The sequence below is a fragment of the Acinetobacter sp. A1 genome, assembly GCF_012371315.1.
Classification (GTDB): Bacteria; Pseudomonadota; Gammaproteobacteria; order Pseudomonadales; family Moraxellaceae; genus Acinetobacter.
The window spans coordinates 1-12549 of record NZ_JAAZQY010000018.1; the positions used below are offsets into that span (position 1 = coordinate 1).

Sequence of the window (12549 nt, forward strand, 5' to 3'; positions counted from 1 at the left end):
TATATTGATGTTTATAACATCATTTGAGGAGCAGAATATCACTTATAGGAGTTGTTCAAATTTACGGATCCATCTCTCTAATGAAGAAATTCTAAAATTAACATAATACACCTTATACAAAATGCCCTTGTAAGCCCTTAATCAAGGGCATTTTTAGTCTCTACTTAACATAAAATTTTGGTGGTGCTTCAAAAAGTATGCTGCCTTTAAATGAAGCCATTATTGATGTAAAAGAAAAGAAGGCTAAATCAAAAGCTTTAAAATGGTTTTCAAGCTTTTTTGAAAAATTACAGCTTCTTCTGAAGCTACGCCTAATTCTATGCCTTATTTTGCAATTATTGCCTTCAATACCTACAGTAAAAAATTTACCAATACTTTGCTTACCATTTTTAAAAGCAGTGATGAAACTGTCCCAATGATCACTTGCAATTCGGGTGTAGTGAATATCTAATTGTTTAAGCTTTGTCTTCAATTGTTAGACTGTAGCTAAATCTCGTTTACCCCAAACATAAGCAACAATTTCACCTGTTTCTCGATGATAGGCGTAAATAAGCCATTGTTTATTCTTTTTATTTCCAACAAAATTCCAGAACTCATCTACTTCGAGAGATTCATAATGACTTTGCTGAGGCTGAATTTCATAGGTTGATTCAGTTAAAGTACGTAAAACTTTACCGATACTGATGCGCTCAACTTCAGCAATATCTCGTATACCGCTGCCTCTGACCATCAACTGTAATATTTTACGAGTAATACCTGACTTACATCCTAGATAGCTCAGTGCATGATCACCAATAAACTGACGTTTACAGTCTTTGCACTGATAGTTTTGTTTCCCATCTACTTTGATACCATTTTTCTTTATACTATCACTGAGGCAGGTTGGACATTTGATTGCTAGAGTTATTTGCATTTCTCTATTTTATCAAAATCCAATCGGCTTTTTCTTCAGCATACTTTTTGAAACACTACCAAAAATAGATTAACCTCAAACTTCTAATTCTTATAAATAATGAAAAACACCCAACTTATCTAGCACATCTAAAGACAATTGTTTACGTAGAGCAATATCATCACCAGCTTTCATTTGCATATTTAAAGCAAATGCCACCACTTGCCCATCTGCCTTTTCAACAAAACCCACATACCAACCCACTTGCGGGTCTACAGCCATTCCCCAGCCACTTTTAGCATATAGACGATTCTCCCCTCTGCGCTCTACATACAACATCTCTTTCACTTGTTGCTGAACTTCAGGTTTAAAAGGCAATTGCCCTTGGGCTAAATCATACACAAACTTTACTTCTTGTATAGGTGTAATTGTCAAAGGCCCTTTCAACCAAAATTGATCAACTTCCGTGCCTATTTGCATATTGCCATAACCAATACGTTGCAATTCACTTTGCATTAAGCTTGGACCAATACGACGTGCCAATTCTTGATATACAGGCACTGTAGATGCTTGCATGGCTTCGCCCAAAGTAAAATCTTTGTCCCATGCTTTAAAAAAACGTGGCTTTCCATCCCACTTAAATATTTCTGTAGATGTTGCTTTATGATTTTCTAAACCAATTAGTGCATTGGCAATTTTAAATGTAGATGCAGGAATATAAGCTGTTTTTGCTCGGTCTAAATGCGTGCCATATTTTTTAATATTTTGACCATCATATGTGACAAACACAGCATCAGCTGAGATTTCATTAAAAAGCGCTTGAACATTCTGATCGATGATTGAGTTATTCACTTGTGGAATTGTACTTGTTTTTGCTCGACTCATACTATGCTCAGCACAAGCCCCAATACTTATGCTTAAGCAAACTAAACTCAATATTTTTAATAATTTCATGATATACAACTTTAAAATTTGGTAGTGTTTCAAAAAGTATGCTGAAGAAAAAGCCGATTGGATTTTGATAAAATAGAGAAATGCAAATAACTCTAGCAATCAAATGTCCAACCTGCCTCAGTGATAGTATAAAGAAAAATGGTATCAAAGTAGATGGGAAACAAAACTATCAGTGCAAAGACTGTAAACGTCAGTTTATTGGTGATCATGCACTGAGCTATCTAGGATGTAAGTCAGGTATTACTCGTAAAATATTACAGTTGATGGTCAGAGGCAGCGGTATACGAGATATTGCTGAAGTTGAGCGCATCAGTATCGGTAAAGTTTTACGTACTTTAACTGAATCAACCTATGAAATTCAGCCTCAGCAAAGTCATTATGAATCTCTCGAAGTAGATGAGTTCTGGAATTTTGTTGGAAATAAAAAGAATAAACAATGGCTTATTTTTGTTCAAAAGTCATATTTTACCTCGGAGAAACCGGACATTTTTATTGGTGAGAATATAGACACTTTAAATGGGTTCTAACACTCTCGTTTCGTATAACAGCCATTATGTTAAATGGACATAAATCAATTCTAAAATTATCTATGATCATTCTTACTTTTACTTCAGTACTGCGGTTAGGGTGGATAGAAAAGGGCCTAACTGCTATCATTGCCCCCGAAACCCTCCAAAATAGATATCTTTCTTAATATGACACTTACGCCACCATAAGTTTATTTATCTCTTAAAACAGTAAATAACTCATCACTGTCTAGTGATGTGGTGTAGTAGCTTGTGTGTCATATATCACATCACTAGCCTTTCCTAAAATTTAAAAAAATAGGCTATTTTCATGTTATCCACTATTCGAGAACAATGGTTCTCCAATATTCGCGGGGATGTTCTTGCGGGTATTGTTGTTGCTTTGGCTCTAATTCCTGAAGCAATTGCCTTTTCAATTATTGCAGGTGTCGACCCTAAGGTAGGGTTATATGCTTCATTCTGTATTGCCGTGGTGATTTCTTTCGTAGGCGGTCGTCCAGGGATGATTTCTGCTGCAACTGGTGCTATGGCTTTATTAATGGTCACACTGGTTAAAGAGCATGGTCTGCAATACTTATTAGCAGCCACAATTTTGACAGGATTTATTCAAATCCTAGCAGGCTATCTAAAATTAGGTGCATTGATGCGCTTTGTGTCAAAGTCGGTTGTGATTGGCTTTGTGAATGCCTTGGCTATTCTAATTTTTATGGCCCAATTGCCTGAACTCACCAATGTGACATGGCATGTCTATGCGATGACAATTGGTGGTTTAGCCATTATTTATCTATTCCCCTATATCCCAGTAATAGGCAAGCTTTTACCCTCTCCCCTCATCTGTATTGTACTCCTCACGCTCTTTGCCTTGTTCATTGGTTTAGATGTAAGAACCGTAGGTGATATGGGGCAATTACCAGATACTCTTCCAATTTTCTTGCTTCCTGATATTCCTTTAAATCTTGAAACTTTAGCTATTATTTTGCCTTATTCACTGGGATTAGCAGCCGTCGGTTTGCTTGAATCTATGATGACAGCAACGATTGTCGACGATTTAACAGATACCACCAGTGATAAAAACCGTGAGTGTAAAGGACAAGGCGTTGCCAATGTCGCTTCAGGCTTCTTAGGCGGAATGGCAGGCTGTGCCATGATCGGTCAATCAATTATTAATGTGAAATCTGGTGGTCGTACCCGTTTATCTACCTTTAGTGCGGGGGTCTTCCTGTTAATTATGGTGGTGTTTATCAGTGACTGGCTCAAAGTCATTCCAATGGCTGCACTGGTTGCCGTAATGATCATGGTTTCAATCGGAACATTTAACTGGGATTCACTGCGCAATATTCGCCAATATCCCTTCTCTAGCAATATCGTAATGATAGCGACAGTGGTTGTGGTTGTTGCCACACATAACCTGGCTTATGGCGTATTAGTCGGTGTTCTTCTTTCTGCATTATTTTTTGCTAACAAAATTGAACGCTACATGGCAATTCAGTCCGAATTTAATGAACCTGAAAGTACCCGTACTTATACGGTGACGGGTCAAGTGTTCTTCAGCTCGGCAGATAAATTTACGTCTGCATTTGATTTCAAAGAAGCACTTTCAAAAGTTGTGATTGATGTTAGTCAGGCTCACTTTTGGGATGTGTCTGCGGTCGCTGCCGTAGATAAAGTGGTCATTAAGTTTAGACGTGAAGGAACAGAAGTCGAACTGATTGGAATGAATGAAGCCAGTAAAACGTTAGTCGATAAGTTTGGTATCCATGATAAGCCAGATGCTTTAGATCGCTTAAATAGCCACTAAGAGGGATGAATTATGTCAAAAATTATTGCATGTATTGATGGATCATTAGCAACAAATACCGTTTGTGATTATGCAGCTTGGTTTAGCGATAAATTGAATTCACCTCTTCAGTTATTGCATGTCATTGATAAGCCAAAAGCGAAAGCACCACAAGATTTAAGTGGTGCAATTGGTCTAGGAAGTCGAGAAACCTTGCTAAACGAGTTGGTTGAACTGGAAGAACGTAAGGGGAAAATTGAGCTAGAGCATGGCCAAATTCTTCTTCGGGAAGCAAAAAACTATCTATTGGAGAAGTTCTCTATTGATGCTCAAAGCTTTCAACGCCATGGCAGTCTTTTAGAAACAATCATGGGAATGGAAGAGGATATTCGAGTTCTTGTTATGGGTAAGCATGGAACTGAAACCGAGCACAATTCCAGTAAAGTTGGAACCCATATTGAAAATGTTGTTCGTGCTCTTCATAAACCCGTGTTAATCACATCCTCACCGTTTAGTCCACCTCAGTCATTTTTAATTGCTTTTGATGGAAGTCCTACTGCACGTATTTGTGTAGACAAAATTGCAAATAGCCCTTTATTAAAAACCCTGACAGCTCATGTGGTATATGTTGGTAAGCCAAATAGTGATATGACATCACAAGTCACTTGGGCAAAAGAGCTACTTGCAAATAATGGTTTTGATGTCATTGATAGTGTGCTTGAAGGTGATGTTGAGAAATCTATATTGGATTATCAAGAAAAAAACGTTATTGATATGATTGTGATTGGTGCATATGGTCATTCAAAGATACGCCAGTTTTTTATTGGTAGTACGACGACCAAATTGTTATCAAGTTCTACAAAACCAGTATTATTACTAAGATAATTTTTACAAGATAAAGGGATAGTTAAAAACTATCCCTTTTTTAGAATTTCTAAAATTAACATAATACACCTTATACGTAATGTGTTTGTAACTCCGAAATAGAAATGTCCGGTTTCTCCAAAGTAAAAATGTCCGCTTTTAGAATATGCACTTTTGCAATTTCCTTAGCGGACGGTTTGATATGTTGGTGTCTATGTCGGATAAAGAACTTAAACGATTGTCGGTCTTGCAGGAAATCTGCGATCAACGCATAACTCAATCCCAGGCTGCTCAGCTACTTCATATTTCAGAACGTCAGATCAGACGCTTACTGCAGAAATACAAAGCCCAAGGTCCAGTTGCATTAGCCCATGCCGGTCGTGGCCAAATCAGCAATTCCAAACTTCCTGAAGAAATCAGACTCAAGTGCCTCAATATTGTTTCTGACCAACTCCATGGTTTCGGACCCACTTTAGCGCATGAAAAGCTCACCACCGTACATGGATTCGATCTTTCAGTAGAAACCCTACGTTCTTGGATGATTGCAGCTGACTTATGGATTCCTCGATCCAAACGCCTGAAACGCCCGTATCAGCCTCGTTACAACCGGGATTGCTTTGGTGAACTGATCCAAATTGATGGCTCACACCATGACTGGTTCGAAGGACGCGCTGCTAAATGCTGCCTACTGGTGTTCATTGATGATGCCACAGGCAAATTGCAGCATTTACGCTTCTGTGAATCAGAATCAGCTTTTGACTATATGATTTCGACACGTTTATATGTCGAACAGCACGGTAAGCCTTTAGCGTTTTACAGCGACAAACATTCAGTCTTTAGAGTGAATCAAAGCAGCAAGAAAGATACCAAGATTACCCAGTTTGGACGTGTACTCAACACCCTGAATATCGATATCATCTTCGCCAATTCACCGCAGGCCAAAGGCCGTGTGGAACGTGCTAACAGAACCCTTCAGGACCGTCTGATCAAAGAAATGCGCCTGAAAGGCATCTGTTCGATTGAGCAAGCTAATGTCTGGCTACCCTGCTTCATTGAGCAGTTCAATCAGAAGTTCGCCAAGATGGCTTTTAATCCTAAGAATCTACATCGGCCTATCACTGAAACAGCCGAAGAGTTAGATGATATTTTTACTTGGCGTGAACCCCGCAGAAGTCACGAATAGTCTGACGATTACTTATGATAAATGCGTATATCTCCTGGAAAAGACCGAAGAAAATCAAAGGTTGATCGGTAAGTATCTTGAGTTCCTGGAATACCCGGATGGTACTGTAGCTATCATGCATCAAGGTAGAAAGATCAATTACAGCATCTTTGATAAATTAAGTCAGCTCAACCAGCGAGAGATCGTCGAGAATAAACGTTTGGGTTCAGTCTTGTTTCATATCCAGCAACAGCATGAAGAATTAGAACAGCAAAACAAACGCAATCGTTCTCAATCTATGCCAAGAAGACGTGCACAGAAAACAACAATTCAACAACGAAATCTAAATCCTGTGCTTGACTTGGAAATGTCCATATAGGACATTTCTATTTGGTTAGTAGGTAGGACATTTCTACTTGGGAATAACAACACTTGTATATTAATATAATAATCAATCACTTAAAAATTTAGTCATGACCAATAAATCAGCAGAAATCTGCTTTTGTAATAAGTTGGTGAGTTTTTAAGCAGATCTGTAACATTTTGCCAGTAAAATAGGTTAAAAAACGATCAATTCGAGTGAAAGTGTCCATTCCATGCGGATCCAGGTTGCGAAACTATCCCCAATTGCTGTGGATAAAATTTAGGCTATTTTGTAGGCCTAGGCTTACGTGAATCTCGGCCCTTTGCTGCTATGCGGCATACTGGAATTTTCATATTATTGAATGGTCAGGAACAGGAAGTTCCATATAATAAAAAATAAGCACCAGGATGGCGCTATATAAGACATGCAAGAGCACAAAGACCTAATGTTCCAATAAAAAACCCCGGCAGGATGCCGGGGTTTTTTATTTGTATAAGCTATTTAAATAATAGCTTGTTCTTTTAAATGAGATAGTGCAGCAAGAATATATGATGAGTTGAAGGTTACATCGGTATAGGTTGATGGAGATCGACTTCCAGTTTCCTTAAAAATCTTATAAAAATTATCAACTTCATCAGTGCTTAAAGGGCGAATATTATCTTTGTTATTGTGAACAAATAATTTCCCGTCCTCACTAAACATAATAAATTTAGATTTTCTAGATTCAGTTTCTAAATTAACTGGTGTAGAAAAAAATTTAACGAGAGTTTCATATAGATTAATATTCATGTAACTTAACCCTTTGTTTTCATGTATATATTTTTTCGATAAGCTCTCAATACTCATAGAAATAGCTTCTCTGGCTAAAAATGATTTCGTTCTTTGACTCTTTTCAGCCAGTTGATCTAACTGTTTTTCTAATTCTACAGGTAATCGAAGCATCAACATTATAAACAACCCAATCTAAATGTATATCAATTAGAGTATATCATTAAGATGGTAGTTTCAAATTTTTTGAACCGCTCTTTCTCTGATTTCAGGGGTATATTTTAATTTTGTCATCGAGATAGTCTCTGAGAATATTGACTCTCCGACAAACCCGGTACGGTTCATGATTTTCATAGTGGTTTCCTTTGGTTTGGATTTGCATTAATCGGTTATCTCAAAACACCGCCGAAGGCGGCACTAACTATTCTTCCTCTTGGTTTGACCTCTACGTTGACATAGTAAAGGTCTGCTCAAAGGAACATCATTTGATGATTCACATCAACCATTCATCGTAATTTCATTGCCTTAGCAAAAATCTCTCCATATTCTTTGATTATGTTACATATTCAATTATTGGGGAGTGAATTATATGGCTGGACAACGCGGTGGTAGTAGAGATGGTGCAGGAAGAAAACCATTGTATGATGAACCAACCAAGGTCGTTCGAGTACCAGAGTCTCGTGTCATTGAAATCAAGAACTACCTAGCAGAATCAACCAAGACAAAATTCAACGATATAGCATCCATTACCTTAGTGAATCCAAGCTTGGTGATGAGTATTCCCTTGGCTTCAGAAAAGGTTGCTGCTGGCTTCCCTTCTCCTGCTCAGGATTACATAGACAAAACCTTGGATATGAATGAACACCTCATCAAAAACGAGGCTGCAACCTTCATTGTGAAGGTCGCATCGCTTTCGATGAGAGATGCAGGTATTGAGATTGATGACGAACTGATTGTAGACCGTAGCATTGAAGCCAAGCATGAAGACATCGTGATTGCACTGATCGACAATGAGTTCACTGTAAAACGCCTCATGATCGAAAGTGATGATAATCGTTGGCTTAAAGCAGAGAACCCTGAGTATTCCGACATTCATCTGCAAGATGGGCAGGAAATGCTAATTTGGGGTGTAGTGACTTTTGTCATCAAGCCATTCAGAAAGCGTTAATACTTGATTGGTTTCATGCTCATGCAAGTAGCTCACCAGAAGATCTATGCACTTGTAGACATCAATAATTGCTATGTCAGTTGTGAACGTGTCTTCAACCCTAGTCTGAACAATAAGCCTGTCATTGTGCTATCCAACAATGATGGCTGTGCTGTGGCACGTTCCCAAGAAGCCAAAGACTTGGGCATCAAAATGGGTGTTCCTCTCTTCCAGATCAAGGACATCGTAGAGCGCCATAATGTTCAGGTGCTATCGAGCAATTATGCACTGTATGCAGAAATGTCTCGCAGATTCATGAAAATCCTATCCGATTTTGTATCTCCTAAAGAGCAGGAAATTTACTCGATTGATGAGTGCTTTCTGGATCTGACAGCTCATGCAGGGAATTACGACTTGACTGAATATGCCCATCAGATTCGTCAGCGTTTGTTTTCTTGGCTTGGTTTACCTGTATGTATTGGCATAGGACGCTCAAAGACTGAAGCGAAACTCGCAAACCATATTGCCAAGAAGAACGATTACTTCAATGGCGTATGCAACTTGGTTTCAATGGATCCATGCTCAGCCGAGAGCGTATATCAAGCAATTGATGTAAGTGAAGTATGGGGCATTGGTCGAAAGCATACGAAGAGGCTCAACAGTATGGGGATTCATTCAGTGATGGATTTTGTCTTGGCTTCCCCTCTGATGATCCGAGACCAATTCTCTGTAGTGATGCACAGAACCTTATTGGAACTCCATGGAATTGCTTGCATTGAATTGGAACATACTCCACCTGCAAAGAAGCAAATCATTGCTAGTCGCTCCTTTGGGCAGAGGGTCTATCACACAGATGATCTCAAGGAAGCCATGTCGCTGTATGTCATGGATGCTGTTAGCAGACTGAGAGATGATAATTTGTTGTGTGGTTGTCTGATTGGTTTCGTTCAATCAAACCCATTTGATAGCTCAAAGCCCTTCTACAACAAATCTTTATCTTTAGCTTTACCAGAACCTACCGACAACTTATTGGTGCTCTCTAAACTCGCTACAACGATGATTGATGGCCTGTATGCAAAGGATATAGCATTCAAGAAATGCGGCGTGATTCTGACGTGTCTCGAACCAAAGGAAAACCATGTGTATGACATGTTCACTGATATGAAACACATCGAAGTCAGCAATTCCTTGATGGATTCCCTTGAAGCGATTCATCTTAAGTATGGCAAAACCAAAATTGCCTTAGGCGCGAGTTTAATGCTGAACAGAACATGGAATATGTCACGAGATCGACTAACACAGAACTACTTTAAGTGGGATCAACTGCTTTGTGTAAAGTAAATATCCTGCCTATAAATTGATTTCGTTTTGGTTTCACAATAGTTGTTTATTGATTGCCAAATAGTTGTATTTTACAACTACCTAATCAAAGATTATCTACATAAAAAATGCCCATAAACATGAGTGTTTTCATAGACACTATCTGCTTATGGGCATTACATCATTTATGTGTGTGATTCATAGACATCATTTCAATATAATTGGTGTCTATGAACAGAGAAATTCAACAAAGACTCGTATGGGTTAAATTATTTGAAGAGACCAATGATGCTGGCCTAGTCTGTCGGAGATGTGGCATTTCTAGACCAACATTACGCTAGTGGTGGAAACGATATTCTGAGCAAGGTATTGATGGATTAAGTAGTCAGAGTAAACGCCCATTAAAATCTCCAAATACTAAAATCAATGCTGAGCTAGAGGACTTAATATTGGAAATGCGCTCGGCTAGAAATCTGGGTGCTCGACGTTTGCAAACAGAATTGATGAGGCTGCACGGAGTCTCGTTGTCCTTAGCGACTATCCATAAAGTACTATCCACCCATCAAGTCAAACCAATTAAAAAATTCCGTCGTAAAGCAGATTTCATTCGTTATGAACGCCCACTACCAGGCGATAGAATTCAAATGGATACCTGTAAACTGGGTCCTGGGCTATATCAGTACACATCTATCGATGACTGCACACGATATCGTGTTTTAAGGATATATAAACGCCGAACAGCGGCGAATACGCTCGACTTTTTAGACTGCGTAATTGAAGAAATGCCTTTTCCCATACAGCGAATACAGACCGATCGTGGGCGGGAATTTTTTGCTGAGAAAGTACAGAAAAAATTGATGCAGCATGGAATCAAATTTAGGCCAAATAAACCAGGTTCACCTCATTTGAATGGCAAGGTAGAGCGCTCTCAAAAGACTGATAAATCTGAGTTCTACGCTACTGTCGATATTAATTCTGAAGATATCCAAGACAAGCTAGCCGAATGGCAGCATTACTATAACTGGATGAGACCACATTCAGCTTTGAAAGGTAAAACACCGATGGAAAGGTACTTTGAATTATGTGAAGAAACCCCTTTCTCTGATGAGGTCCATAAGCAATACAACCCATCCAATGAACGGATTCAACACGCCAATTACAAGATGGATTTAGAGATCGCTAAATTGAAACGATCTCTATGAATCACACACATGAATAGTAGCCGAAGCTACCATTCATGATTCCAAGTCATATTATTTTAAAAAACTAATTCGATACCTGCACCATATTTCCATCCCTTTTCAGACTCTGTTGCCTCTTGCATAGAAGTGGCTTTCTGTCCTTTTTCATATTGGTAAGCAACATCAATGAAAGGTTTAATTCGCTTAGTAATCTCATATCGGGTTTTGATACCAGTTTTTAGTTCTGATAAACCTGATTTTGCAGCATAGTTAGAATCATCGCTAAATATTACATCTGCTTCGATATAAGGTTGAGTAATAAGTTTCTGAGTTAAAAGCAAATCACGTTCTAATTCAAAACTTGCTCCCCAAAAATTATTCTCACCGCCATAAAGATATGCTTGTGTTTCAAAGAAATAAGGAGCTAATCCTAATACACCAATAACACCATCAACTCGATCACTGTTGCTGCTATTTTTATCTTCGCTATATCTTACACCAGCTTGTATATCCCAAAATGGGGCTACGTTACGGCTATAAAGTGCTGATACAGCATATTTTGGATCATTACTTTCTGACTTTTCCGAATTGGCTTCAATAAATAGACGATTTTCATCTGTTCCAATCAAAGTTTCAAGCTTTGTTCCTAGGTTGCCCTTACCGTCTTCATCAACCATCCATGCATTTTCAAGTCTTGTTACTTGATAAATTTGTCCGCCATGTTCTTTAAGATGATCATCGTGAGATCCGTCTGATCTCTTTCTTGCAGTCAAAATAATATTATCTCCCCCATTTGCATTTTCCATTGAATAATATTCTGGATACAATTCTTGGGGGCTATATCTTAAGCCACCAGACTCCTGTAATAAGACTCTCATACCATTTGTAATATTACTTTCTTGTTCCGAAGTGCTGCTATTAGCAAAAGTTAAGTTTGATATACTTATTAATGCAATTGATAAGACTGTTTTTGAGAAGAAATTCTTAGTGATTTGCATGTGGATTTACTCCCTTCTCATTTACTTGGGACTGAGGAACAGTCTTTGTAGAATTACCATCTTCCACTTGAGCTACAATGAGTTTATTCATCATTCCTGCACTCATATGGTAAAGCAGGTGACAATGAATAGCCCACTCACCTAACTCATCAGCTGTGAGTAGAGTGGTTATCGTTTTCCCAGGTGGAACAATTACCGTATGTTTGTTTGGCATATTGCTTGGATCCTGACCATTCTCAAGCTGCATAAACATGCCATGTAAGTGCATTGGGTGAGCCATCATACTGTCATTGACAAATTTTAAGCGAATACGTTCACCATACTTCACCACTAGTGGGTCGGCTTCATTAAATTTTTTACCATTTATTGTCCAAATATAACGCTCCATGTTTCCACCAAGACGGATCTCTATTTCACGTTCAGCTGCACGAGTGTCTTTTTGAGGATCTAACGATTGCAAATCACTATATTGCAATGCTTTATTACCTTCAGGTGTTGAAGCATTTGCCCATCCAAATACGGTATTATCATTCTTGTCTGAAGCCGCCTTAACAGTAGCGCTATTCATCGGCATATCATGATCCATACCTTTCAT

General features: G+C 38.5%; 8 protein-coding genes and 4 pseudogenes. 7 read left to right on the top strand and 5 right to left on the bottom strand.

What is annotated here, in order from left to right; all coding sequences use genetic code 11:
• Positions 1-206 precede the first annotated feature (206 nt).
• Both HHA41_RS08010 and HHA41_RS08015 read right to left on the bottom strand, forming a co-directional pair.
• Positions 207-913 (bottom strand): annotated as a pseudogene (locus HHA41_RS08010) (IS1 family transposase).
• Positions 914-1003: 90 nt separating this feature from the next.
• Positions 1004-1846 (bottom strand): carbapenem-hydrolyzing class D beta-lactamase OXA-58, encoded by an 843-nt coding sequence (locus tag HHA41_RS08015; RefSeq protein WP_002002480.1) that lies wholly within the window; start codon positions 1844-1846, stop codon positions 1004-1006.
• An 80-nt stretch (positions 1847-1926) separates the two neighbouring features.
• Here HHA41_RS08015 and HHA41_RS08020 point away from each other — a divergent pair.
• The 4 genes and pseudogenes from HHA41_RS08020 to HHA41_RS08035 all read left to right on the top strand — a co-directional run.
• Positions 1927-2295: pseudogene (locus HHA41_RS08020) on the top strand (IS1-like element ISAba3 family transposase); the annotation flags it as partial.
• 388 nt (positions 2296-2683) lie between these two features.
• The gene (locus tag HHA41_RS08025) at positions 2684-4171 is read left to right on the top strand and encodes a SulP family inorganic anion transporter (protein ID WP_005146104.1); all 1488 of its coding nucleotides are present in this window, start codon (positions 2684-2686) and stop codon (positions 4169-4171) included.
• A gap of 12 nt (positions 4172-4183) precedes the next feature.
• Positions 4184-5035: a universal stress protein gene (locus HHA41_RS08030; RefSeq protein WP_002115246.1), complete on the top strand. Its 852-nt coding sequence runs from the start codon at positions 4184-4186 to the stop codon at positions 5033-5035.
• Between the two features lie 193 nt (positions 5036-5228).
• Positions 5229-6555, top strand: a pseudogene (locus HHA41_RS08035) (ISNCY family transposase).
• A gap of 486 nt (positions 6556-7041) precedes the next feature.
• Here HHA41_RS08035 and HHA41_RS08040 read toward each other — a convergent pair.
• Complete coding sequence (locus HHA41_RS08040) at positions 7042-7488, bottom strand: ribbon-helix-helix protein, CopG family (protein WP_016658834.1); 447 nt, start codon at positions 7486-7488, stop codon at positions 7042-7044.
• Positions 7489-7897: 409 nt separating this feature from the next.
• Between HHA41_RS08040 and umuD the strand changes: the two genes are divergently transcribed.
• From umuD to HHA41_RS08055, 3 genes and pseudogenes are all read left to right on the top strand, one after another.
• Positions 7898-8476, top strand: coding sequence for a translesion error-prone DNA polymerase V autoproteolytic subunit (umuD, locus tag HHA41_RS08045; RefSeq protein ID WP_168461307.1), 579 nt, complete (start codon positions 7898-7900; stop codon positions 8474-8476).
• Positions 8477-8491: 15 nt separating this feature from the next.
• Positions 8492-9796 (top strand): Y-family DNA polymerase, encoded by a 1305-nt coding sequence (locus tag HHA41_RS08050; RefSeq protein WP_034584491.1) that lies wholly within the window; start codon positions 8492-8494, stop codon positions 9794-9796.
• 209 nt (positions 9797-10005) lie between these two features.
• Positions 10006-10977, top strand: a pseudogene (locus tag HHA41_RS08055) (IS481 family transposase).
• Positions 10978-11033: 56 nt separating this feature from the next.
• On the opposite strand, the gene HHA41_RS08060 reads toward HHA41_RS08055, so the two are convergent.
• Together HHA41_RS08060 and HHA41_RS08065 are read right to left on the bottom strand one after the other, a co-directional pair.
• On the bottom strand, positions 11034-11954 hold the full coding sequence (locus HHA41_RS08060) for a copper resistance protein B (protein WP_086197643.1): 921 nt from the start codon (positions 11952-11954) through the stop codon (positions 11034-11036).
• Positions 11941-12549: multicopper oxidase domain-containing protein (locus HHA41_RS08065; protein ID WP_035343633.1), on the bottom strand; the 609-nt coding region annotated here is incomplete at its 5' end. The genes HHA41_RS08065 and HHA41_RS08060, both read right to left, overlap by 14 nt.

Excerpts from the sequence above, each read along its gene's own strand:
- HHA41_RS08015 (WP_002002480.1), bottom strand. The coding sequence starts at position 1,846 with ATGAAATTATTAAAAATATTGAGTTTAGTTTGCTTAAGCATAAGTATT.
- umuD (WP_168461307.1), top strand. The coding sequence starts at position 7,898 with ATGGCTGGACAACGCGGTGGTAGTAGAGATGGTGCAGGAAGAAAACCA.
- HHA41_RS08050 (WP_034584491.1), top strand. The coding sequence starts at position 8,492 with ATGCTCATGCAAGTAGCTCACCAGAAGATCTATGCACTTGTAGACATC.
- HHA41_RS08060 (WP_086197643.1), bottom strand. The coding sequence starts at position 11,954 with ATGCAAATCACTAAGAATTTCTTCTCAAAAACAGTCTTATCAATTGCA.
- HHA41_RS08025 (WP_005146104.1), top strand. The coding sequence starts at position 2,684 with ATGTTATCCACTATTCGAGAACAATGGTTCTCCAATATTCGCGGGGAT.
- HHA41_RS08030 (WP_002115246.1), top strand. The coding sequence starts at position 4,184 with ATGTCAAAAATTATTGCATGTATTGATGGATCATTAGCAACAAATACC.
- HHA41_RS08040 (WP_016658834.1), bottom strand. The coding sequence starts at position 7,488 with ATGTTGATGCTTCGATTACCTGTAGAATTAGAAAAACAGTTAGATCAA.